The following is a 23,184-nucleotide window of genomic DNA, read 5'->3' as shown; positions in this document are numbered from 1 at the left end:
AAGGGTGGTGCGCGGACGATGGAGGGTTCAGCGGAGACGGCGACCGAGACGCGACGGCTTCATCGAGAGTGAGAGATTGGACCGGATTTTCGTGACGGGTTAAGGATCGGGAGAAGGGCTTCCGGTGCCCGTTATGGAGACGACCCATGACCGAGATTCAAGCGCTGGATGCCGCCCGCGACCATACCTGCGGCTACAAGGTGGATGTGAGCCGCGGCAAAAGGATTGGCCGCGTATCTTCTGAATGGTTTTCGAGGCCGGCGGACGAGCGTTACCTTTCGCTGTCAGACCTCTATTCCGCCGCGCGCGGACGAATCGAGCGCAGCCGAAGCCGGACGGTCGAGAGCGCGGCGATCCGCGTCGAAGCCAGCCGTGATGATGCCGAGCGCTTGACGCTGTTGTTGCCTGGCACCGATTTGCCGGTCGCACCAACGCATTGGAGCTTCGGTCAACTCGCCAGCCTGGTTGGTGCTCCGGCTGCCTATCTGCGGCAGCTCCCCGCGCCGCTGGCCGGTATCAATCTTCAATACGGCCTGACCTCGCGTCGAGCCGAGCAGGTGAAGACGTTGGAAATTGAAGACGGCCGTGCGGAACTGCGCGCAGTGACCGGCCCCGACTACGGGCGCATCTTCGACCATGAACTGGTCGCCGCTGTCCAGCGCATTGCCGGCAACGGCACGGGTGATACCCGTTGGAAAGTGCCTGGCGTGCTCGACTGGTCGACCGGCTTATACAATCCGCGTGTGGATATCACGAAGGACATAACGACGCTCTACGCTTCCGACCGGGATGTCTTTCTCTTCCTGGTCGACGATCTCAATCCCATCGAGGCCGGAAGGCTACCTGACGGAACGCCTGATCTCTATTTCCGCGGTTTCTACTGCTGGAATTCCGAGGTCGGAGCCAAAGCGCTCGGCATGGCGAGCTTCTATCTCCGCGCCGTCTGCCAGAACCGTAATCTCTGGGGCGTCGAGGATTTCGAGGAGATCACGATCCGCCATTCCAAATACGCCGCCTCGCGCTTTGCGCATGAGGCCGCGCCGGCACTGACCCGCTTCGCCAATTCCTCAGCTCTCCCCTTCGTCAATGGCATCAAGGCGGCGCGAGAGAAGATCGTCGCCCGTACTGACGACGACCGCAGCGACTTCTTGCGCAAGCGCGGCTTCTCCAAGACTGAGACCACGAAGATTATCGAGACAGTGCTCGCCGAGGAAGGCCGCAAGCCGGAGAGCGTCTTCGATTTCGTGCAGGGTATCACGGCGGTCGCACGCGACAAGACTCATCAGGACGGCCGCCTCGATCTGGAGGCGCGGGCAAAGAAGCTCCTCGATCGGGCAACCTGAAATCCTGAAAGTCGGAGACACGGAATTACGCGTCTCGGGTTTCATGCAGTTGCGCGATTGCTGATCGTTGTCGTCAAAGCGCCGTCCTCAGAGTGAGAGGGCGGCGCTTCGCTTTGTGACGGGTTGGAGGCCGAGAGAGAGGCTTTCGGCCGCCCGTCGCGGAGTAAATCCCCATGGCTAGTGTTGCCAAGAAGATCACCCTGTCGTCCTCGCGCGACATTCCCTTCAACCAGCTCGTTCTCAGCCAGTCGAACGTCCGGCGCGTCAAGGTCGGTGTTTCGGTTGAGGAGCTGGCCGAGGACATTGCCCGACGTGGCCTGTTGCAGGGCCTCAGCGTCAGGGCCGTTGTCGACGAAGCGGGAGCAGAGACCGGCATGTTCGAGATCCCGGCCGGCGGCCGTCGCTATCGGGCGCTAGAGCTGCTGGTGAAGCAGAAGAGGCTGGCGAAGACCGCTCCGGTGCCGTGCGTCGTACGCGAGGGTGGTATCGCCGAAGAGGATTCGCTTGCCGAGAACGTGCAGCGTGCGCCGCTGCATCCCCTCGACCAGTTCCGCGCCTTCCTCGCACTGCGCGAAAAGGGACAGTCCGAGGAAGAGATCGCGGCCACCTTCTTCGTCTCGGTCAATGTCGTCAAGCAGCGGTTGAAGCTTGCATCGGTCTCATCGAAGTTGCTCCACCTCTACGCCGAGGACGGTATGACACTCGACCAACTCATGGCCTTCACTGTGTCTGGCGACCATGAGCGGCAAGAGCAGGTGTTTGAGCGACTGAAGGCCTCCTATGACAAGCAGCCCTACACCATCCGCCGGATGCTCACCGAAGGTGCCGTTCGCGCCTCCGACAAGCGGGCGCAGTTCATCGGCATCGACGCCTATGTCGCTGCTGGCGGCATGGTACTGCGTGATCTGTTCCAGGGCGATGACGGTGGCTGGCTACAGGATGTGGCGTTGGTCGATCAGATGGCGGCTGAAAAGCTGAAGGCTGAATCCGAGGTTGTCGCAGCGGAGGGCTGGGAGTGGATCGAGGTCGCGAGCGACTTCGCCTATGGCCACGCCTTCGGTCTTCGCCAGCTTCGTGGCGAGACCATGCCACTCACAGCCGAGGAAGAAGCGACCCGCGACGCCTTCCAGGCGGAGTTGGGTCGCCTGTCTGAGGAATACCTGGACGCCGACGAAATACCGGACGAGCTCGATGAGCGCTTGTCGGAGCTTGAAACTGCGCTTGAGGGTTTCGAAAAGCGACCGGTCATCTTCGATCCTGCCGACATCGGACGCGCCGGCGCCTTCGTCAGCATCGCCCATGATGGCAGCTTGCGTGTTGAGCGCGGTTATGTGCGGCCGGAGGACGAGCTACCTGTGGAGCCGGAGATCGATCCGGCCGATGATGGACAGGCCGTCTCGGCCGCGGCGGCGAGCTATGGCAGTGATGGCAATGTCGTAATCGCGAACGAGCCCGTGTCAGATCCCGACGAGGACGACGGCCTATCGCCAATATCCGACCGGCTGATGACGGAGCTCACGTCCCATCGCACACTCGGCCTGCGCCAAGCACTCGGCGAGCGGCCCGACATCGCCTTCCTCGCGGCTCTGCATGTTCTGACACTCAAGACATTCTACCATTACGGATCGGATAGCTGCCTGGAGCTCGATCTGAAGAGCGTCGGCTTCAGCGCCCAGGCGCCGGGTCTGAATGACAGTGCCTCGGCGCAAGCGATTCGCATGCGGCACGAGAGTTGGGCGAAACGGCTTCCGAAGGAAACCGCCGATCTTTGGGATGCGCTGCAGGACTTCGATGGAGAAGCACAGGCCGACCTCTTCGCCCATGTCGTCAGCCTATCGGTCAATACCGTGCACGAAGCCTGGAGCCGGCGGCCGCGGGCACTTGCCCATGCCGACCATCTCGCCCAGGCGGTCGATCTCGACATGGCGGCGGTTGGGTGGAAGCCGACCGTGGATAATTTCCTCGGCCGCGTGACCAAGGCGCGGATTCTTCAGGCCGTGGCCGAAGCGAAGGGCCAGCGCGCCGCCGATCGCATCGAGCACCTGAAGAAGGGTGACATGGCCAGCGAAGCGGAAACGCTGCTCGCCGACACCGGCTGGCTGCCCGAGCCGCTGCGCACACCAGACAACGGATCGGCTGCCGCCTTGCCGACCGGTGCGACCGGCGAACAAACGACGGCAGAAGGCGGCGAAACGGCTATGGGCGATCAGATGACGTCGGACGAGAATGAATTGGCCGACGACGTTTCCCACGCGATCGCCGCCGAATAACCCGTCAACGACTTGCGAGACTGGCCCGCCGGCGACGGCGGGCCTTTTTGTTCGAAGGAGGTCATCATGGGGCAAGCTCCGCATGACTTGGCCCGCCGCCTCGCCGACCAAGCCGAGGGGGTGTGCCGTCACTATCTTTCCAGCGGACATCGCGAGGGCCGTTATTGGCTGGTGGGCGATGTGCGCAACACGCCGGGCCGCTCGATGTATGTCCGGCTGAAGGAATCGCCCAAGGGCCTCGCCGGTAAATGGACCGACGGAGCGACCGGTGAGCATGGCGATCTCCTCGACGTCATCCGCGAGAGCCGCGGCCTGATCGACTTCAAGGACGTCGCCGACGAGGCCCGAATGTTCCTCAGCATGCCGCCACCGGAGCCGGAACCTCGCGAGCAGCAGCGGCAAAGCCCAGCGCCGCACGGCTCACCCGAAGCGGCCCGACGGCTGGTCCGCATATCGCAACCGATCTGCGGCACGCTCGTACAGGCGTATCTCCGGGAACGCGGCATTGCGGATTTACGCGGAACCGGAAACCTACATTACCACCCGCGCTGCTATTATCGCCCCGACGAGCATTCGCCGTCCGAGACATGGCCGGCGATGATCGCGGCTGTAACCGACCACGACGGCAAGATCACCGGCGCGCACCGCACCTGGCTCGATCCGCGCCGCCACGATAAGGCTCCGATCGACACGCCGAGGCGGGCGATGGGCGATCTTCTCGGTAACGCGGTCCGCTTCGGCATCTGTGGCGAAGTGATGGCGGCAGGCGAGGGCATCGAGACCGTACTGTCGCTTCGCCAAGTCCTTCCCGACATGCCGATGATGGCAGCGCTCTCGGCAGCCCATCTCGCCGCCATCCAATTTCCTGACCCGCTACGGAGGCTCTACATCGTCCGCGACAATGATCCGGCGGGTGACGGCGCGCGTGACAGGCTGGTTGAACGAGCAAACGCGGCCGGGATCGAGTCGATCGTCATCTCGCCGGAGCTTGGCGACTTCAACGAGGATCTCCGCGCCCTCGGCATCGACGCGCTCCGCACCGAGGCCAGGCTTAAGGTCGCGCCGCAAGACATCGATCGCTTCATGGTCCAAGTGGCATAGCTGGCAGGGAGAACGGGTGGCAGGCGTCGCCATGCCCGCAGGATGCGTCGAACATCGGAGAGGACCGCGCCATGGCCTTCGAGAGGGCGAAAGGCCCACAAGCCGGCCAGCCCGGCAATGGCTGCGCCCGACTATTTTCCGGCGGCGCGTGCCGCGCCTTTCCATCGCGAGGCAAAATAGCCAGCCTCGCCATCCTCCGCTGTCGCTCCGGCCCTGCGCTTCGCTTCGGGTGCAGGTCAGTCCAGCTGGTGGGCTTCCTCGCCATGAAGGTCGCGACGGTCGCGGTCCAACCGACGGAGCATCCCATGCGCGAGCACGACGACTACGACGCTACCCAGGAATCCTCACCCACCGACCATCTCCTCAACGAACTCCAACTCCACAGCTACCGACCCTTCGCTGACGAGCCCGACCAGCGGCTTCTGCCCGACGGCAACCAAGTTGCAGGCGCCGTCGCCGATATCTTCGACGCCCTGATCGGCACGCTGGAGGACACACGCCTCGAGCCCGATCTCGACGATCTCCTATGGTCGACGGTCAATGTCTTCCACCGCGCCACCGAACGGATTGTGCGCGAACTCGACGACAACGAGCAATCACAGCGCCGAGGGCAAAGGGAACAGGACGGCAGCGAGGTGAAATCGGTCGAACTGGAGCGCCTGATTGCCGAAGGCAAGACGCTGATCGAGCGCCAGAACGCATTCGAGCTGATGCGCGATCAAGCCGCCGAACACTATGAACGCCACCTCGGCAAGGCATGGCTTCCACGCAGTGGATCAAAGGTCAACCATCGCAATCTCACCGCAGCGATGATCGACAGCCGCGACTTCCTCATGGCGAAGAAGCGCGCCGACCAGGAGGTGCTCCTTCCTCCGGGCCCGAAGATCGTCGTTACCGGTGGACTCGACTTCAACGACCACCGGCTGATCTGGGCCAGGCTCGACCAGGTCCGTGACAAGCACCCGGACATGGTGCTGGTCCATGGCAAGTCGCCAAAGGGCGTCGAAAAGATCGCCTCCCTCTGGGCGAAGAACCGCAACGTGCCGCAGATCGGCTTCGCCCCCGACTGGACCAAGCACGGCCGTGCAGCACCTTTTAAGCGCAACGACGAGATGCTGGAAATAGTGCCGAAGGGCGTAATGCACTTCCCGGGAACCGGCATCAATGACAACCTTGCCGACAAAGCTAAAAAGCTCGGCATCCCGGTCTGGAAATTCGGTGGCGCGTGAGCGCCGCCTAACCCAACTCGACCTTCCAGAATCTCAGCACTTCTTCGACTTCGACCTTGGGATAATGGAGATAGTCAGCGCTGGCGAGATCGGACCGCATCTTCGATTTTCGCTTCGCGACTTCACGCTCGATGCGGGGCGTGAACGGCGCGGTACCTGGCGGCAAGATGCCCCGCCGCTCCGCACAGGGCCAACTTTTCGGGTAGTCATCGGGTGTCCAACCGGATCGCACCTGCTCCGCCTGCGCAGCAACTGACTCGTTCTGGCATGCCCATCCATACAAATGGAAAGAGCACACGCGCAGCATCGCCTTGATCTCTGGCAACGTGTCGGTGAAGCCCTTCAGCGACGTCGGCAGCCACACCATGTTTGCGACGCACGAGAAGTACCGCGGATCTTGCTGCCTTTGCTGCGCGAGACATCCGGCTGAAGTCTTGGCACCTGCGCTGTTGAGATATTCATCGACTACCATTTCGGACCGGCTGACGCATCCCCGCTTATCTGCGCTGATCCTTGGTCCGACTGATCGCTTGTCGCCATCAACCCGTGAAGGGTCGGCTATGCGAGCATGCCGCCGCTTCGGCTGCGCCTGCGCGGTGATTGCAGCGCTCAATCCGACACATCGGGCGCCTGTCAGCGGGGGATGGTCCTCCGCTCGAAACAGGAGCCGGATCGATGTCTCTCAACGACGCCAATGCCTTCGCCTTCAGCCTCGCCACTACGCTGATGGCGGCCATCGTCATATTCCAGGCCGGCGACGGCACGCTGTCGGTCACGCCCGCCAGCGAATACGACGGCGACACCGCCGCCATCATCCATGAGATCGACCCCTTCGCCCCCTGACCGGGGCGACCCGGTCGCCCGGGCGGGAATCGCCAATGATTTCCGTTCCCGGCGCGCCCACTCTTGCGTTATACTCCCGATGCGCCGTGGTGATGGTGGATGGCGCGACCGTTAGACCTTATCCTTACGGAGGCCACCACATGATCATCCTCGCAATACTTGCATCCCTCGCAGCGATCGGGCTGCTTTGCTGGCTCCTGTTCACGCTGGCGGTCTTCGCGCTGCCGGCGTTTGTGGGCGTGACCGCGGGCGCCTGGGCGTATGGCACTGGGGCCGGCATTTGCGGCGCCATCCTAGTCGGCGCGGTTGCGGCCGCTATCATGCTGGCGGCCGGGCATCTGCTGATCACCTTCCTTCGGCCCGCGTGGCTGAAGCTGATCGTGGCCGCCGCCATCGTCGCCCCGGCAGCGATTGCTGGTTTCCATGCAACCCATGGCATCACCAAGCACCTCATGCCGTCCGATGCATGGCAGATTGCATTTTCTGTCGTGGGCGCGGTCGCGGTCGGCATCACTGCGTTCAGGCGAGTGGCGGGAATGACGGCGGCCCCAAGGCCTTCCGGCCAGGATCTCGCGCGGGCCTGATCTTGATCATCGCATCAGGAGGGCCGGAGCAGTGGCGTGGGTACTGGTCGCCGCCTTCTCATGCTGTTGCGATGAGTGCGCGTGGCGCGTATCGACGCTTGGCCCGGAGAAGCGATCATCAATGGAGTGTAGTCTGGGCAGAACCATGTCTCGGCGAAGCATCAATACCCGGCGCGGCGATCTCCGTCAGGGCGCTGGAAGACCAAGATGCGACAGCGCAGGCCTGCCGGGAGGAGATGAAGCCGGTGACCTTTGCAGTGACGCCGGTTTGCCGATGCGGGACGGCCGCCATCTTCTCCGTTCTCTGACCGTGCCTCAACCGCTCCAAACGGCCTCTTCAATGGCCTGATCTGGCCGAAGGACGGCTTCGCCTCGATCCCCTATGACGCAACAGCCGCGTCAAACTTTCTTCGCCTGCCGGCTGCGCCGCCATTCCTCGCGAGACAAGAAAGCCCTCCTTAGCTGTCAGGCCCCTTCGGGGTGCGCCGTCGATCGCCTCCGGCCTGCCGATCGCCATCGAGGCCGCAATGGTGCGGGCTCGGAAACGGAAAACGGAGACTTACAATGGCGACCATCGGCACCTTCAAGAAGTCCGGCTCGAACGAGTTCACCGGCGAAATCGTTACTCTCAGCGTCCAGGCCAAGAATGTGCGCATCGTCCTCGACCAGCGCCCCGCTGGCGAGAACGTCCCCAGCCATCGGGTCCTGGTCGGCCGCGCCGAGATCGGCGCCGCCTGGTCCAAACGCTCCAACGAGGGCCGCGACTACCTGGGCCTCAAGCTCGACGATCCGAGCTTTAACGCCCCGATCTACGCCAATCTCTTCGACGACGAGGACGGCGAGAATTACTCGCTGATCTGGTCGCGCCCGAATGGGCGGCGCGGCGACTAAACTCCGGCCAAGAGGCCCCGGCTTAACAAGTCGGGGCCGTCGAATCTTCGACTGAGGCGCGTGAGCAGACGGCGACGCATCAAGAGGCCAGCAGCTCCGGTGATAGAGTATACATCCCCCAGCTATCCGCGGGGTGTGATGCGGAATCCGCATCGCCTGATGTCTCATATCAGCCTCCGTTTAGATGGCGGTTTTGCTATAATCTACGCTTCGCTCCCGATTGGATGTGAGATGTGGGCAAGGCTGTGATTGAACCGTTCGACGACATCGCCCCGGTAGGTGACAAGCTTACCGACTATGATCGGACACATATGAAACTTTATATGCGTCTGCTCGATGCGGTCGCTGATGGTGCGGATTGGCGTGAGGTCGTGCGGGTGTTGTTCGACATCGATCCCCGCCTGGAGGCGGAGCGTGCCCGGCGCGTCCATGACAGTCATCTGGAACGCGCGCGTTGGATGACCCAAGCTGGTTACAAGCACCTCTTGCGCAAACCCACGTCCGGTTCCGACGATCCGCTCGGAGGCGGGTGATGCTCTTGTTGCATCACCCGATGCACGACACCGACCTTCCCACATGAGCAGATCGCCGGAATCATTTTCGCTCGACTTATGTTGCGTCTGCAGGGAGTTGAGTGATGAAGCCAGATACATCGCGCTGGCACGATAGCGATGCTTATGACTTTTTTGATACGCTGCCGGTCGAAGGCCTGGCCTGGGAATGCCTTCGGCGTCACGAATCTTACCAGCGATATTATCGCAAGCTCGTAAGGACGGGGCAGGAATCCGTCGCGTTCTCGCCTGACGCCCAGCGCCGCTGGGGGTTGCGATTTCCCAGCGCGGCCCGATCTGTCGGCGCTCGCACAAGAGGTGCTCTGGTCTCCCCTGGCTGATCCGGCCATCGTCATTCTTACCCAATCGCCCGATTTCTTGCCGCATGCCTCGACGATGGCAGGGGTGGGTCCTCCTGCCAGTCGCCACAGCGATGAGGGGTTCCACGCTATCCATCCGGGCGATGGGGCCATGCAGTTTCTTTTCCTTCCGGACAAGGTTGAAGACAAGCGGCTGGCGGCATTGATACCTCTGGATACCGACATCCTTGGCCGCCTTGAAGCGCTGAGCCGCTTTTGGCGCGCCCTGCAGGGCGGACGGATACCTCCAGACACTCGCATGACGGCACAACAGCGACGGCGTCTCCGCCTGATGATGCGGGCCGCCGACGGGCGCGGGAATGGGGCCAGCTATCGCGACATCGCGATTGCCATTTATGGAGGCGAGCGTGTCGCGTCCGACCCGTGGAAGACATCGGCATTGCGCGATGCTGCCATCTCGCTCGTTGAAGGCGGGCTTGACCTGATCGGTGGCGGCTATCTCAAACTCCTGCGGCATCGACGCAGAGCCTAGAGGATCCGTTGGTGCTGGGGTGGTGATTTTGACCCGGCCAACTTCACCATCCCCGGCGAAGCCAGTTCTCCCCCACAGTGGTCGTCAGCCGCCGCTTGAAGCCGGCGCTCACTCTTAAAACCAAGGAGACACGATCATGCGACCTGATCTCGCCGTTCTGCCGCCACGCTTCCTGCGCACCAAGGAGGCGGCCGAGTTTCTCAGCCTGTCCGCCCGTACCCTCGAAAAACATCGCACCTATGGAACCGGACCCGCCTACCGCAAACTGGGTGGTCGCGTCGTCTATTCCGTCGAGGAACTGCAAGCCTGGGCTGCTCGCGGGGCCGTCGTCTCGACCTCCGATCCGCGCGGCGACGTTCTGCCGGCAAAGCGCCAGACCACAGCCATGGTCCGCACGCCTGGCCACCATTCACGCTGATCGAAGGTGTCTTTCGATGGCAGACCCGAATCCACCCCTATCAGAATTCCAGCGTGGACAACTCGAATTGTTTCGAGCCTTGCCTGGCGATTTCGCGGTCAGAGACGCGCAGGACCTGATGGCCTATCCGTTCTTTTCCCTATCCAAGACTCATCGCGTCAAGCCGATCGACTATAGCGTCGGCAATATCACGATCCGTGTCGAAGCAGTGCCGGATCACGGTATGGCGACGATCTGGGACGCCGACATCCTGATCTGGGTAGCAAGCCAGATCGTCGAGGCACGAGACACCGGCCTTCGTACGTCGCGGCTGATGGCGGCAACACCCTACGAGATCCTCACTTTTGTCGGCCGAGGCACGTCCTTGCGCGACTATCAACGCCTCAAGGCTGCGCTCGACCGGTTGCAATCGACCACGGTGTCCACGTCGATCCGCCAGCCGATCGAGCGCCGGCGGCATCGCTTCTCGTGGATCAATGAGTGGCAGGAACGCACCGATCGCGACGGCAAGGCAGATGGTATCGAGCTGATCGTCCCAGACTGGTTCTATCGCGCCATCCTCGACGACGCCCTCATCCTGACCATCGACCGGGACTACTTCGATCTTACCGGCGGTCTCGACCGTTGGCTCTATCGGCTGGTGCGCAAGCATGGTGGTCGCCAGCGTGACGGCTGGCGTTTCGACTTCCGGCATCTTTATCAAAAGTCCGGAAGCCTCTCGCCCTTCAAGCGCTTTTCCTTCGAGCTTCGCGACACGATCCGCCGCCAGCCTCTGCCCGGCTATACGCTGTTTCTTGAGGTGGAATTCGGCGGACGGATTCTGCTCGCCTTCGAGCCGCTCGCCGCCTGTGGACAATCTGTGGATGGCCTCGTGCTATCGGGAACCCAGGCCCTCGTGCCATCGGGAACCCGGCTCACGTGCTATCGGGAACCGAAAGAAGACCTAACGCACGGATCCGGAAAGCGAATTCGCGCTTCTAACATAGACTCTAACCAAGATTCTAACTTTGAAGCGCAGGTGCGCAATCGCAAAGCCGTCGCTGCGGGACCGCATACCTCAACGTTGCGAAGAGCTGAAAAGACGGCGCTCGTCCGGAAGGGCAAAGTGTCGATTTTCGACACTGCCGAAGCACCACAGCTTCCTCTCGATGACCAGCCTGAGGATGTGCGATGAGGACGGCACAGCACGAGCAGAAGAGCAGCTTCTGCGCAATGGCGCTGGCGCAATCTCGGCAGAAAGTCCAGCGGCAGGCCGCAATCGGCCACCGCACCCCGGAGAGTTCGACGGAGCCGCGTGACGTTTTGTACGGCCGCGACCCGGCGGCTTGCACCCTGTCGTCTCGATGCCAGCGGTCGTCTCTCCCGTTTATTCCAAACCGACGGAGATCGCTTATGACCGGTAGTATGGCGGCAGGCGGCGTCGCGCCGTCCGTCAACAATGCGGATAATCTCACCCATGTCGAGTTGATCTGGGTTGCCAAGAAGATCGAATATTGGATCAGGTTCGGTCGCGAGGCTCACGAACAGATACTCGACCGCAGCCGATCCGTACTCGCCTTTCGGCCGAATAGCATCTTTGCCTTCGTGCGCTGGGCGGCCAACGATTTCGGCACCGTCATCTCGCGTATCGACATTGTTCGCGCAGTCGCACCGGGTGAGCCATACCAGACGTTGCCGTTCGTGCGCCCTGGAGGCGAGATTCTCTTGAAGATCGAGGGCTGGCCGAAGGTCGAACGCGTGTTGCGACACATCGATTCGATAGAGGCGGCCGGCATTGATGCCTGCGATGTCGCGCCCGATCACTGGCGCCATGTCGCCAACCGGATGATCGCACACCAAGAGCCGCTTGCCTACACATCCGCTCGCCATAAGGCCTGGTTGAAGAGACGGGAGATCGAAGGATGACCCGCTTCAGCCCAGTCATGCTCATGTCTTGTGCGGCGATCGGTGTGGCGGCTTGCCTGCTCCCCCAAAGCTCGACCTTGTTCATCTGGAATGCTTCGGCAAGCGTTCCGATCGGCCTCTATCGTGTCACGTCTGAGCGACGGGTTTCTGTCGGCGATCTGGTAGCAATGATGCCGCCCGCTCCAGTCGCAGACTTCATGGTGCAGCGCCGTTATCTCAGACACGGCGTGCCTTTGCTGAAGCGCATCGCGGCTCTGCCCGGTCAGCAGGTCTGCCGGATCGGAAGCGCCGTCACGGTCGACGGCATGCCGCTTGGTGACGCGCTCGATCGTGATCGGCGTGGCCGCCAACTGCCGGTCTGGCAGGGTTGCGGGCGCATCGCCAACGGTGAACTGTTCCTGATGAATTGTGGCGTCCGAGACAGCTTCGACGGGCGTTACTTTGGACCGGTCGCGGCGCAAACCGTCATCGGCCGAGCGGTCCCGATCTACACGGATGAGAACGGTAATGGGCGCTTTGTCCTGACGCGCAGCGGTACCCCGATTACCGACCGATCGGCCGTAACCACCTGCTTCGACTTTCTCTCACACCACCCATAAGGAGGCATCCATGCCACAGATCGGCATGTTTTCGCGCGATGCAACAGGCTTTGCCGGCCGCATCCACACCTTCACACTGAACCGGGACATCATCATCGTGCGGATTGAGCCCTCCGACGTCGAAAACGCACCCGACTACCGCATCCATCAGGGCGACGACGGACCGCCGATCGGCGTGGGTTGGAACCGTACAGGCGAGCGTGCCGGCGAATATGTTGCTCTTCTCATCGACGATCCCACGTTGCCGCAGCCCATTCGCGCCACCCTGTTTCGCAACGATGACAACGGCGCGACCTGGTCGCTGCATTGGAGCCGGCGCCACAAGCGCAGCGGGGGTAGTTGATGTCATGCGTAGCCTTTCCTGGCGCTTTGCCTTCCTTCTCCTTTACGGTCTGTCGGCCGCTGCATGTGCGACGACTGCATCAATGGCACGGGACGATCCTTACGCGACGCACATCGCCGAGGCGTCGCTGCGGTTTGGTATTCCCGTCGAGTGGATCAGGGCGGTGATGCGTATCGAGAGCGCAGGCAATCCGCGTGCGATCTCCTCTGCGGGGGCTATCGGCCTGATGCAGATCATGCCCGACACCTGGGCCGAATTGCGCGCCCGCTATGGCCTTGGAAAGGATCCCTTTGATCCGCGCGACAACATTCTGGCGGCGACGGGCTATCTCAGCGAACTACATAGCCGCTATGGATCGCCGGGCTTCCTGGCTGCCTATAATGCTGGCCCCAAACGCTATGAGGCCTCGCTTGCCGGCCGTCCGCTACCGGCTGAGACGCGTGCCTATCTTTCCGTGCTCGCCCCGATCATCGATGGCAAGGCAAGTATAGGCACCATCATCGCGGCTGCAGTCGGTTCACCGAACTCACGCGGCGCATCGCTGTTTGTCCGGCATCAGGACGCTGGGTCTGCTTCCACTTCCCGGCCGGCCGACCGGCCGCCGAACGACCCTGCGGCGACCTCCAAAGCGCACGATCTTTCCGGGATCGTGCCGCAGTCAATCGGGCTGTTCGTGGCGCGAGCTGCCGAAAGGCCAGTCCCATGACGGCTTCTCCTCCTGTTCGCAATCTGTCGGGCTCTGGCGCAGCATGGTGGGCGCTGAGGCGGGGGCCGGGCATCACGACCGAAGGAGGGCAGGATAAAAGGGCGCACATTGCGCGGCGGTCGGGGGGGTGTTTTTGTTTGGGTTTCTGCCCCGTTGCGAACATTTCCCAGCTTTGCCGCAATGTTCGTAAGCGGTCCAGCACCCTGTTTCTGCGCGATCTTTTGAACATTGCGGGGCTGCGCCATGGCCGATGAGCGCGAGTTCCGCGTCCGTCCGGGGCGCATCCGGTCCAGCCGGGCACAATCGGCGCGGCCCTTCATCGCGCAGGCGCTCGCCGCGGCGAAGAAGGCTGGCGGCGGCGTATCGCGCTCCGGCCGCGTGGTCGCCGGCAATCGCTCGCGCTTCGGTCACGGCCAGCGCGCCAGCATCCAGGCCAATCGACTGATTTCGTCGCGCTCGCGCGGCGCCGTCGTCAAGGCGCGTGTCGTGCGTCATTCGGCACGCACTGCGCCGCTCGGCACCCACCTCAGTTATCTGCGCCGAGAGGGCGTGACCCGTGACGGGGAAAAGGCCCGCCTGTTCGGGCCGGACACTGAGAATGCTGACGCCAGCGCCTTTGCCGGGCGGAGCCGGGATGACCGTCATCATTTCCGGTTCATCGTCTCGCCGGACGACGCTGTGGAAATGTCGGATCTCAAATCTTTTACCCGTGATCTCGTCCGGCAGATGGAGAAGGACCTCGGCACCCGGCTCGACTGGGTGGCCGTCGATCACTGGAACACCGAGCATCCCCATGTCCACCTGATCGTGCGCGGGGTCCGCGACGACGGCCAGGATCTCGTCATTTCGCGCGACTACATCAAGGAGGGGATGCGCGACCGGGCGCGAGATCTCATCACCCAGGAGCTGGGGCCGCGCACCGACCTCGACATCCGCCGCACGCTGGAGCGCCAGATTGAAGCGGAGCGATGGACCCAGCTCGACCGCCAGCTTGTCCGGGATGCACGAGAAACCGGCGTCATCGATCTTGCGCCGCAACCGGATCGCCAGCCAGACGAGTTTCATGCCCTGAAGGTCGGACGGCTGCGCAAGCTGGAAGTCCTTGGTCTGGCTGGACAGGTTGGCCACTCGCAATGGTCCATCAAGCCGGAAGCCGAAGCGGTGCTGCGCGAACTCGGCGAGCGCGGCGACATTATCAAGCGCATGCACAAGGCGCTGACGGACTGCGGCATCGAACGCGGCTCGGCCAGCTATGTGCTGGCCGGTGAGAGCCTCGATGAGCCGATCATCGGCCGCCTGGTCGATCGCGGTCTCGACGACGAGCTGAAGGGCTCGGCCTATGCCGTCGTCGACGGCGTCGATGGCCGCACCCATCACATCAAGCTGCCCGATCTCGATGCGGCCGGCGACAGCGTTCCCGGCTCGATTGTCGAGCTGCGCAAGTTCGATGACATGCGCGGCGAGCGCCGCGTCGCGCTCGCCGTTCGCTCCGATTTCGACATTGAGCGACAGGTCACGGCATCGGGCGCGACCTGGCTCGACCGGCAGGGGGTGGCAAGAGAGCCGTTGTCGCTCTCCGATGGCGGCTTCGGCGCCGAGGTGCAGCAGGCCATGGACCGCCGTGCTGACCATCTTGTCGAGCAGGGTCTTGCAGAGCGTCAGGGACGTAGCGTGGTATTCGCCCGCCGGCTGGTCGACACCTTGCGCCGCCGCGAACTCGATGCGCTTGGCGAGAAGCTCGCCACCGAGAGGGGGCAGCCATTCAACCGCGCTGGCAGTGGCGAATATGTCGCCGGCACCTATCGCCAGCGCTTTACGCTCGCCTCCGGCCGCTTCGCCATGATCGACGACGGCCTCGGCTTCCAGCTCGTTCCCTGGAGTCCGTCCCTCGAAAAGCAGCTTGGTCGCCACGTCTCCGGTGTCGCCCGCAATGACGGCGGCATCGACTGGAGTTTTGGCCGCAAACGGGGGCTCGGCCTCTAACCCGCAATATCGAAAAGGACCAACGCCATGTCCGCGACGAAAATCCTCTGGGGCCAGATCCTCACTGTCTTCCTGATCGTGCTGATGACGACCTGGGGAGCGACACAGTGGACGGCCTGGCGCCTCGGCTTTCAGCCCCAGCTCGGCCAGCCCTGGTTCGAGGTGGCCGGCTGGCCGATCTATTATGCACCGGCCTTCTTCTGGTGGTGGTATTTTTACGATGCCTACGCGCCGCCGATCTTCGTCGAAGGCGGTATGATCGCGGCGTCTGGCGGTTTCATCGCCATCGCGGTTGCGATCAGCATGTCGGTCTGGCGAGCACGCGAGGCCAAGAATGTTGCGACCTACGGATCGGCCCGCTGGGCCGAACTGGAGGAAGTGAAGGCCGCCGGCCTGCTCGATCAGGACGGTGTTGTTCTCGGCAGGCTCGACCGGGCCTATCTGCGGCATGATGGCCCGGAGCACGTCTTGTGTTTTGCGCCTACGAGATCGGGCAAGGGCGTCGGCCTGGTCGTGCCTTCGCTGCTCACTTGGCCGGGTTCGGCCATCGTCCACGATATCAAGGGCGAAAACTGGACACTCACCGCCGGCTTCCGATCCCGGCACGGCCGCGTGCTGCTGTTCGACCCGACCAATGCACGATCGGCCGCTTACAATCCGCTGCTCGAGGTGCGGCGGGGAGAATGGGAGGTCCGCGACGTCCAGAACATTGCCGACATCCTGGTCGATCCGGAAGGGTCGCTGGACAAAAGGAACCATTGGGAGAAGACCAGCCACGCGCTGTTGGTCGGCGCGATCCTGCATGTTCTTTATGCCGAGAAGGACAAGACGCTCGCCGGCGTCGCGGCATTTCTGTCCGATCCGAAGCGGCCGATCGAATCGACGCTCGCCGCCATGATGAAGACGGCGCATCTGGGTGAAGCAGGTTCGCACCCGGTCATCGCGTCGGCGGCGCGTGAGCTGCTGAACAAATCCGACAACGAGCGATCGGGCGTGCTTTCGACGGCCATGTCGTTTCTGGGCCTGTACCGCGATCCTGTCGTTGCAGAGGTGACGCGGCGCTGCGACTGGCGCATTACCGACATCGTCGGCAGCAAGCGTCCGACGACGCTTTACCTCGTTGTGCCGCCGTCCGACATCAATCGCACCAAGCCGCTGATCCGCCTGATCCTGAACCAGATCGGCCGCCGCCTGACCGAGGATCTGCAGGCGAAGGGCGAGCGTCACCGGCTGCTGCTGATGCTGGACGAGTTTCCGGCATTGGGCAGGCTGGATTTCTTCGAGAGTGCCCTGGCCTTCATGGCGGGATATGGCCTCAAATCATTCCTGATCGCCCAGTCGCTGAACCAGATCGAAAAAGCCTATGGGCCGAACAATTCGATCCTCGACAACTGCCATGTAAGGGTGTCGTTCGCCACGAATGACGAGAGGACCGCGAAGAGGGTGAGCGACGCGCTCGGCACCGCCACCGAAATGAAGGCGATGAAGAACTATGCCGGGCATCGGCTGTCGCCCTGGCTCGGGCATTTGATGGTTTCGCGCTCGGAAACCGCGCGGCCGCTGCTCACCCCTGGCGAGATCATGCAGCTTCCGCCGGCTGACGAAATCGTCATGGTTGCGGGAACACCCCCGATCCGGGCGAAGAAGGCGCGATACTTCGAGGATGTGAGGTTTCAGGAGCGAATATTGGCGCCGCCGAAACTGGTCCGCACCGGCGAACCGCATCCGGACGACTGGAGCCGCCTGCCGATCCCGACCCGTCCCCCGTTCGATGATGCTGTGGCGGGCTCCGCCGAGGAGGATGAGGATCCGACCGAGTCCGAGCGCCGGCGTCAACAAGAACTGGGCCGCTTGAAACCCGTCGAGAGGAAAGAGCCGATCGAGAATGAATTCGAGATCGAGCCGCCCGACGAGATGGAGGAGGAAGCCACCCAGAACCGTCGTATGACCCGTCTCATGCAAGGCGTGGCACGGCAGGTCTCGCTTGATCCGAATGACGGGATGGAGCTGTGAGCACCATGACCGGCCGAAAGAAGAAGGCGCAGATCTCCGTCTATCTCGAACCTGACGTCATGACGATGCTCTCGGATTATGCGGCTCGCCGGGAGCAGCCGATGTCTTTGATCGTGGAGGCGGCCGTCGCCTCGTTTCTGTCGCCGGACGACGCCGAACGGCGAGAGGCACTGATCGCCAAGCGCCTCGATCAGATCGACCGTCGCATGACGCGGCTGGAGCGCGATCTCGGCATATCGGTCGAGACGCTGGCCGTATTCGTCCGTTTCTGGCTCACGACCACGCCAGCCTTGCCAGAACCGGCCGCACAGGCGGCGCGGGCCAAGGCCGGCGAGCGCTACGAGGCGTTCGTCACGGCACTCGGCCGCCGGCTCGCCCAAGGCCCAAAATTGCGGCAGGAAATCTCCGAGGACATCACCGACTCATCCGACGGACAGGTCTCGCCACACGCGGGCACATACCGCGAATAGTCGTCGCCTCAGTGGGTTCAAGAAGACAGCCCCATCGCCGTTTTCCTGTATTTGCACGCTGCACTACTACGACGCCAATTCCTTGTTGAATCGGCATAATTTCTGGCTCCTTTAATCATCCCCGTCCGGGGGCCGTCTGATTTCCCCGGCGAGAAACGGGGATCGGATGGCAGTCTCGCATCAAAATTCGGAAGGCTTTGCGCGTGGCGCACGGATGCTGCGCACCGCGCTGGGTGCTGCCATCGCCCGCTTTCTGGAAGATCCCGGCGTTGTCGAGGTAATGCTCAATCCCGATGGGCGGTTGTGGATCGACCGTCTCTCTGAGGGCATGTCCGACAGCGGCGAGCGCATCTTGCCCGCAGATGGCGAACGCATCATCCGTCTGGTTGCCAACCATGTTGGCGCGGAAGTTCATTCCGGCGCTCCGCGTGTTTCGGCCGAATTGCCCGACGGCGGCGAACGCTTCGAAGGTCTGTTGCCTCCGATCGTCACAGGTCCGGCCTTCGCCATCCGCAAGCCGGCGATCTCGGTGTTCACCCTCGACGACTATGTTTCGGCAGGAACCATGACCGCCGATCAGGCGGCATTGCTGCGCGAGGCCGTCGCCTCGCATGCCAATGTGCTGGTCGCCGGCGGCACAGGCACCGGTAAGACCACGCTCACCAATGCGCTGCTTGCCGAAGTCGCGAAGGCGCAGGACCGGCTTCTGATCATCGAGGACACGCGCGAGCTCCAAAGCCAGTCCGAGAACAAGGTGCCGATGCGTACCAAGGACTTCATCGCCAATCTCACCGATCTGGCGCGCTCGGCCATGCGCTTCCGGCCCGATCGCATCATCGTCGGCGAGGTACGAGGCCCCGAAGCCCTCGATCTCCTGAAACTTTGGGGAACGGGGCATCCCGGCGGCATCGGCACAATCCACGCCGGTACCAGCATCGGTGCGCTTCGCCGGCTCGAGCAGCTCATTCAAGAAGCTGTCGTGACCGTCCCCAAGGCACTGATCGCCGAGACCATCGACATCGTGGCTGTTCTCTCCGGCCGCGGCTCCGCGCGCCGGCTCTCTGAACTCGCTCGTGTCGATGGGCTCGGTCCTGACGGCGACTACCGTGTCACCCCCGCTCAACCTTCCCCTGTCCGCCAACCGCTCCCGAAAGGAGAATAGTCATGCCCCTCCGTGTCCTGCCTGTTCTGCGGCAGCTCTTCAGCCCGCCCATCATCCTGCCCATAGTGCCGGTTCAGGCGAGAGCTCACACGCCGTCTCTGCGCGGCTTCCGCCGCCGCATCATGAGCCCGACGGCCGTCGCCACGATCCTGGTGATGGCGGCCGTGCCGGCTCATGCTTCCGGGTCCTCCATGCCGTGGGAGGCGCCGCTTCAGTCGATCCTCGAATCCATCGAAGGGCCGGTCGCCAAGATCGTCGCCGTCATCATCATCATTGCGACCGGCCTTGCTCTGGCTTTTGGCGATACGAGCGGCGGCTTCAGGAGGCTGATCCAGATCGTCTTCGGCCTGTCGATCGCCTTCGCGGCCAGTTCCTTCTTTCTCAGCTTCTTCAGCTTCGGCGGCGGAGCGCTCGTCTGATGGCGGGTATTCTGGAACACGCCAACGACCTGCCGGGCTTCACCGTCCCCGTACATCAGGCGCTGACCGAGCACATCCTGCTCGGCGGCGCTCCGAGAGGCATCGCCATCATGAACGGGACGCTCGCTGGAGCCGTCGGCCTCGGCCTCCGTCTCTGGCTGGTCGGCCTCGCCATCTGGGCCATCAGCCACTTCGTCGCCGTTTGGGCCGCGAAGCGCGATCCCCTGTTTGTCGAGGTGGGCCGCAGGCATCTGCGCATCCCTGGTCATCTGTCGGTGTGAGGGCGGCCATGATGAACCTTGCCGAATACCGCCGCACCGCCAGTCGCCTCGCGGACTTCCTGCCCTGGGCCGCGCTTGTCGGCGAAGGTGTCGTTCTGAACAAGGACGGATCGCTGCAAAGGACCGCACAATTTCGCGGTCCGGATCTGGAATCCTCTGTTGCTGCCGAACTGGTCGCCGTCGCCGCCCGGCTGAACAATGCCTTCCGGCGTCTCGGCTCCGGCTGGGCGATCTTCGTGGAAGCGCAGCGACGGGAGGCCGCGACCTATCCCGACGACCGCTTTCCCGATCCGGCCTCGGCCCTGCTTGACGCCGAGCGCAAGGCGGACTTCGAGGAGCAGGGGAGCCATTTTATTTCCGGTTACTTCCTCACCTTCACCTATCTCTCGGCTGCCGAAGATGCGGCACGCGCCGAGGCCTGGCTCTATGAGGGGCGCGAACGATCCGGCGTCGATCCGAACGAGATCCTGCGCGGCTTCGTCGATCGTACCGATCGCGTGCTGGCGTTGCTCGACGGCTTTATGCCCGAATGCCAGTGGCTCGATGATGCCGAGATGCTGACCTACCTGCACTCGACCGTTTCGACCAAACGGCACCGTGTCCGCGTTCCCGAAACGCCGATGTACCTGGACGCGCTGCTGGCCGATCAGTCTCTGACCGGCGGGCTGGAGCCGCGCCTTGGCGACGCTCATCTGCGCATCCTCACCATCGTCGGTTTCCCGACCGCGACCACGCCCGGAATTCTCGACGAACTGAACAGGCTCGCCTTTCCCTATCGCTGGTCGACGCGCGCGATCCTGCTGGACAAGACAGACGCCATAAGGCTGCTCACCCGCATCCGCCGCCAGTGGTTTGCGAAACGCAAGTCGATCGCCGCCATTTTAAAAGAAGTGATGACCAACGAGGTTTCGGTCCTCGTCGATACCGATGCCGCGAACAAGGCGACCGATGCGGATATCGCGCTTCAGGAACTCGGCGCCGACTATGCCGGCATGGCCTATGTCACGGCGACTATCGCCGTATGGGACGCCGATCCCCGCCTTGCCGACGAAAAGCTCCGGCTTGTCGAAAAAGTCGTCCAGGGCCGCGACTTCACGGCGATGCCGGAATCCATCAATGCCGTCGATGCCTGGCTTGGCTCGCTGCCGGGGCATGTTTACGCCAACGTGCGCCAGCCTCCGATCTCGACGCTCAATCTCGCCCACATGATTCCCCTCAGTGCCGTGTGGGCGGGGCCGGAACGGGATGACCACCTGGGTAGCGCCCCCTTGCTCGTTGGCAAGACCGAGGGAAGCACCCCGTTCCGGCTATCCATTCACGTCGGCGATGTCGGGCATACGCTCGTCGTCGGGCCGACCGGCTCGGGCAAGAGCGTGTTGCTCGCCTGTATGGCGCTCCAGTTCCGCCGCTACGCCCAAGCTCAGGTCTTCGCCTTCGATTTCGGGGGCTCGATCCGGGCCGCCGCCCTCGCCATGGGTGGCGACTGGCATGATCTGGGCGGTGATCTGACCGAAGGCGATGCATTTTCCGTCTCGCTCCAGCCGCTTGCGCTCATCCATGATGTGCCGGAACGTGCCTGGGCGGCCGACTGGATCGTTGCCATCCTGACGGGCGAGAGCATCGCGATCACGCCCGATGTCAAGGAGCATATCTGGACGGCGCTGACTTCTCTCGCTTCGGCGCCGGTCGAGGAACGCACCATCACCGGCCTGACGGTGCTGCTGCAATCGAACGACCTCAAGCAGGCGCTCAGGCCGTATTGCGTCGGCGGTCCCTATGGCCGGCTGCTCGACGCCGAAACCGAGCACCTCGGCAGCGCGTCGGTTCAGGCCTTCGAGATCGAGGGGCTGGTCGGGACCGGCGCCGCTCCGGCCGTCCTGTCCTATCTGTTCCACCGCATCGGCGACCGGCTCGACGGCTCGCCCACCTTGCTCATCATCGATGAGGGCTGGCTGGCGCTCGATGATGAAGCCTTTTCCGGGCAGTTGCGGGAATGGTTGAAAACCCTGCGCAAGAAGAACGCCAGCGTGATCTTCGCCACGCAGTCGCTGTCCGACATCGACAATTCGGCGATCGCCCCCGCGATCATCGAAAGTTGCCCGACGCGCCTGCTTCTTCCGAATGAGCGCGCCGTCGAACCGCAGATCACCGCGATCTATCAGCGATTTGGGTTGAACGCGCGCCAGATCGAGATCCTCGCGCGGGCTACGCCGAAAAAGGACTACTACTGCCAAAGCCGCAGGGGGAACCGCCTGTTCGATCTGGGCCTGTCCGAAGTGGGGCTGGCGCTGACGGCCGCCTCCTCGAAATCCGACCAGTCTGCCATCGGCCGCGTCTTCGCTGAGCACGGCCGGGACGGCTTCCTTTCCGCCTGGCTGCGCCTGCGCGGCGTCGATTGGGCAGCCGACCTCATTCCTGACCTCACCAATCTCATCCCACAGCCCGACAAGGAGGCTCAATCATGAAGACTCGCCCTTTCCGCACGGCACTGCTTGCCGCATCCATTCTCACCTTCTCAGGCCCGGTCTCGATCGTTCTGGCGCCGCCGGCGTCCGCCGCCTGGATCGTCTACGACCCGACGAACTATTCGCAGAATCTCCTGTCCGCCGCGCGTGCCCTGGAGCAGATCAACAACCAGATCACCAGCCTGCAAAACGAAGCGCAGATGCTGATCAACCAGGCACGCAATCTCGCCAGTCTGCCGTACTCGTCTCTCCAGCAGATCCAGCAGTCCGTTCAGCGCACGCAGCAGCTTCTGTCCCAGGCGCAGAACATCGCGTTCGACGTCGGTCAGATCGATCAGGCGTTTCAGTCGAAATACGCCAAAGTCTCGCTTTCGGCTACCGACGCGCAACTCGTCGCCGATGCAAAGGAGCGCTGGAAGAACAGCGTCGGCGGCCTTCAGGACGCCATGCGCGTGCAGGCCACCGTCGTTGGCAATATCGACACCAACCGCACCGAGATGTCGCAATTGGTCGGTCAGAGCCAGAGCGCGACCGGCGCGCTTCAGGCCGCGCAGGCAGGCAACCAGCTCCTCGCCCTTCAGTCGCAGCAGCTTTCCGATCTTACGGCACTGCTTGCCGCCAATGGACGGTCCACCGCGCTCACCGAAGCCGAACGGGCCGCCACGGCCGAACAGGGGCGCGTGCAGCGCCAGCGCTTCCTGACGCCAGGCTCCGGCTATCAGGCCGGCAGCGCCAAGATGTTCAACTGAGGGCGCT

The 23,184-nt window shown here is 63.1% G+C and carries 25 protein-coding genes; 24 read left to right on the top strand and 1 reads right to left on the bottom strand.

Annotated features, from left to right (window positions below):
- Nucleotides 1-146: 146 nt before the first annotated feature.
- The 4 genes from QD409_RS00235 (at nucleotide 147) to QD409_RS00220 (ending at nucleotide 5,943) form a co-directional block, all read left to right on the top strand.
- Entirely contained in the window at nucleotides 147-1,343 is a 1,197-nt protein-coding gene (locus tag QD409_RS00235) for a DUF932 domain-containing protein (RefSeq protein ID WP_430761493.1), read from the top strand.
- Nucleotides 1,344-1,516: 173 nt separating this feature from the next.
- Complete coding sequence (locus QD409_RS00230; RefSeq protein WP_430761492.1) at nucleotides 1,517-3,613, top strand: ParB/RepB/Spo0J family partition protein; 2,097 nt, start codon at nucleotides 1,517-1,519, stop codon at nucleotides 3,611-3,613.
- Between the two features lie 66 nt (nucleotides 3,614-3,679).
- Nucleotides 3,680-4,714, top strand: a complete 1,035-nt coding sequence (locus QD409_RS00225) for a DUF7146 domain-containing protein (RefSeq protein WP_430761491.1) — start codon at nucleotides 3,680-3,682, stop codon at nucleotides 4,712-4,714.
- A 305-nt stretch (nucleotides 4,715-5,019) separates the two neighbouring features.
- The gene (locus tag QD409_RS00220) at nucleotides 5,020-5,943 is read left to right on the top strand and encodes a DUF2493 domain-containing protein (protein ID WP_430761866.1); all 924 of its coding nucleotides are present in this window, start codon (nucleotides 5,020-5,022) and stop codon (nucleotides 5,941-5,943) included.
- A gap of 7 nt (nucleotides 5,944-5,950) precedes the next feature.
- Here the strand turns inward: QD409_RS00220 and QD409_RS00215 are convergent, their stop codons facing one another.
- Nucleotides 5,951-6,415: a hypothetical protein gene (locus QD409_RS00215; RefSeq protein WP_430761490.1), complete on the bottom strand. Its 465-nt coding sequence runs from the start codon at nucleotides 6,413-6,415 to the stop codon at nucleotides 5,951-5,953.
- Between the two features lie 203 nt (nucleotides 6,416-6,618).
- On the opposite strand from QD409_RS00215, the gene QD409_RS00210 reads away from it, so the two are divergent.
- The 20 genes from QD409_RS00210 to trbJ all read left to right on the top strand — a co-directional run bounded on the left by QD409_RS00210 (nucleotide 6,619) and on the right by trbJ (nucleotide 23,177).
- Nucleotides 6,619-6,786 carry a hypothetical protein gene (locus QD409_RS00210; RefSeq protein WP_430761489.1) on the top strand — a complete coding sequence of 56 codons (168 nt, stop codon included), beginning with the start codon at nucleotides 6,619-6,621 and terminating at the stop codon, nucleotides 6,784-6,786.
- 140 nt (nucleotides 6,787-6,926) lie between these two features.
- Nucleotides 6,927-7,370: a hypothetical protein gene (locus QD409_RS00205; protein ID WP_430761488.1), complete on the top strand. Its 444-nt coding sequence runs from the start codon at nucleotides 6,927-6,929 to the stop codon at nucleotides 7,368-7,370.
- Nucleotides 7,371-7,934: 564 nt separating this feature from the next.
- Nucleotides 7,935-8,261, top strand: coding sequence for a DUF736 domain-containing protein (locus QD409_RS00200; RefSeq protein ID WP_430761487.1), 327 nt, complete (start codon nucleotides 7,935-7,937; stop codon nucleotides 8,259-8,261).
- A 233-nt stretch (nucleotides 8,262-8,494) separates the two neighbouring features.
- Nucleotides 8,495-8,794 carry a DNA -binding domain-containing protein gene (locus QD409_RS00195; protein WP_430761486.1) on the top strand — a complete coding sequence of 100 codons (300 nt, stop codon included), beginning with the start codon at nucleotides 8,495-8,497 and terminating at the stop codon, nucleotides 8,792-8,794.
- 104 nt (nucleotides 8,795-8,898) lie between these two features.
- Entirely contained in the window at nucleotides 8,899-9,153 is a 255-nt protein-coding gene (locus QD409_RS00190) for a transcriptional regulator domain-containing protein (protein WP_430761485.1), read from the top strand.
- A 130-nt stretch (nucleotides 9,154-9,283) separates the two neighbouring features.
- The gene (locus QD409_RS00185) at nucleotides 9,284-9,664 is read left to right on the top strand and encodes a DUF2285 domain-containing protein (RefSeq protein WP_430761484.1); all 381 of its coding nucleotides are present in this window, start codon (nucleotides 9,284-9,286) and stop codon (nucleotides 9,662-9,664) included.
- A 136-nt stretch (nucleotides 9,665-9,800) separates the two neighbouring features.
- Entirely contained in the window at nucleotides 9,801-10,082 is a 282-nt protein-coding gene (locus QD409_RS00180; RefSeq protein WP_430761483.1) for a helix-turn-helix transcriptional regulator, read from the top strand.
- Between the two features lie 16 nt (nucleotides 10,083-10,098).
- Nucleotides 10,099-11,256, top strand: coding sequence for a replication initiator protein A (locus QD409_RS00175; protein ID WP_430761482.1), 1,158 nt, complete (start codon nucleotides 10,099-10,101; stop codon nucleotides 11,254-11,256).
- 218 nt (nucleotides 11,257-11,474) lie between these two features.
- Nucleotides 11,475-11,987 carry a DUF2840 domain-containing protein gene (locus QD409_RS00170; protein WP_430761481.1) on the top strand — a complete coding sequence of 171 codons (513 nt, stop codon included), beginning with the start codon at nucleotides 11,475-11,477 and terminating at the stop codon, nucleotides 11,985-11,987.
- The gene (gene traF, locus QD409_RS00165; protein WP_430761480.1) at nucleotides 11,984-12,586 is read left to right on the top strand and encodes a conjugative transfer signal peptidase TraF; all 603 of its coding nucleotides are present in this window, start codon (nucleotides 11,984-11,986) and stop codon (nucleotides 12,584-12,586) included. The genes QD409_RS00170 and traF overlap by 4 nt, the downstream gene beginning before the upstream one ends.
- 10 nt (nucleotides 12,587-12,596) lie before the next feature.
- Entirely contained in the window at nucleotides 12,597-12,929 is a 333-nt protein-coding gene (locus tag QD409_RS00160; protein ID WP_430761479.1) for a DUF736 domain-containing protein, read from the top strand.
- Nucleotides 12,930-12,933: 4 nt separating this feature from the next.
- On the top strand, nucleotides 12,934-13,635 hold the full coding sequence (locus QD409_RS00155) for a lytic transglycosylase domain-containing protein (protein ID WP_430761478.1): 702 nt from the start codon (nucleotides 12,934-12,936) through the stop codon (nucleotides 13,633-13,635).
- A gap of 243 nt (nucleotides 13,636-13,878) precedes the next feature.
- Nucleotides 13,879-15,618: a relaxase/mobilization nuclease domain-containing protein gene (locus QD409_RS00150; protein ID WP_430761477.1), complete on the top strand. Its 1,740-nt coding sequence runs from the start codon at nucleotides 13,879-13,881 to the stop codon at nucleotides 15,616-15,618.
- 27 nt (nucleotides 15,619-15,645) lie between these two features.
- Nucleotides 15,646-17,631: a conjugal transfer protein TraG gene (locus tag QD409_RS00145; protein ID WP_430761476.1), complete on the top strand. Its 1,986-nt coding sequence runs from the start codon at nucleotides 15,646-15,648 to the stop codon at nucleotides 17,629-17,631.
- Nucleotides 17,632-17,636: 5 nt separating this feature from the next.
- Nucleotides 17,637-18,101: a CopG family transcriptional regulator gene (locus QD409_RS00140; RefSeq protein ID WP_430761865.1), complete on the top strand. Its 465-nt coding sequence runs from the start codon at nucleotides 17,637-17,639 to the stop codon at nucleotides 18,099-18,101.
- Nucleotides 18,102-18,267: 166 nt separating this feature from the next.
- Nucleotides 18,268-19,263 carry a P-type conjugative transfer ATPase TrbB gene (trbB, locus tag QD409_RS00135; RefSeq protein ID WP_430761475.1) on the top strand — a complete coding sequence of 332 codons (996 nt, stop codon included), beginning with the start codon at nucleotides 18,268-18,270 and terminating at the stop codon, nucleotides 19,261-19,263.
- Nucleotides 19,264-19,385: 122 nt separating this feature from the next.
- Nucleotides 19,386-19,682 carry a TrbC/VirB2 family protein gene (locus QD409_RS00130; protein ID WP_430761864.1) on the top strand — a complete coding sequence of 99 codons (297 nt, stop codon included), beginning with the start codon at nucleotides 19,386-19,388 and terminating at the stop codon, nucleotides 19,680-19,682.
- Entirely contained in the window at nucleotides 19,682-19,963 is a 282-nt protein-coding gene (locus QD409_RS00125) for a VirB3 family type IV secretion system protein (protein WP_430761474.1), read from the top strand. The genes QD409_RS00130 and QD409_RS00125 overlap by 1 nt, the downstream gene beginning before the upstream one ends.
- An 8-nt stretch (nucleotides 19,964-19,971) precedes the next feature.
- Nucleotides 19,972-22,428, top strand: coding sequence for a conjugal transfer protein TrbE (trbE, locus tag QD409_RS00120; RefSeq protein WP_430761473.1), 2,457 nt, complete (start codon nucleotides 19,972-19,974; stop codon nucleotides 22,426-22,428).
- A complete protein-coding gene (trbJ, locus tag QD409_RS00115; protein ID WP_430761472.1) occupies nucleotides 22,425-23,177 on the top strand; it encodes a P-type conjugative transfer protein TrbJ in 753 nt (250 codons plus the stop codon). The genes trbE and trbJ overlap by 4 nt, the downstream gene beginning before the upstream one ends.
- Nucleotides 23,178-23,184: the final 7 nt, after the last annotated feature.

This window comes from Rhizobium sp. BR 315 (assembly GCF_050577975.1).
Lineage (GTDB): Bacteria > Pseudomonadota > Alphaproteobacteria > Rhizobiales > Rhizobiaceae > Rhizobium > Rhizobium miluonense.
This window is presented reverse-complemented; position numbering and strand designations above follow the sequence as displayed.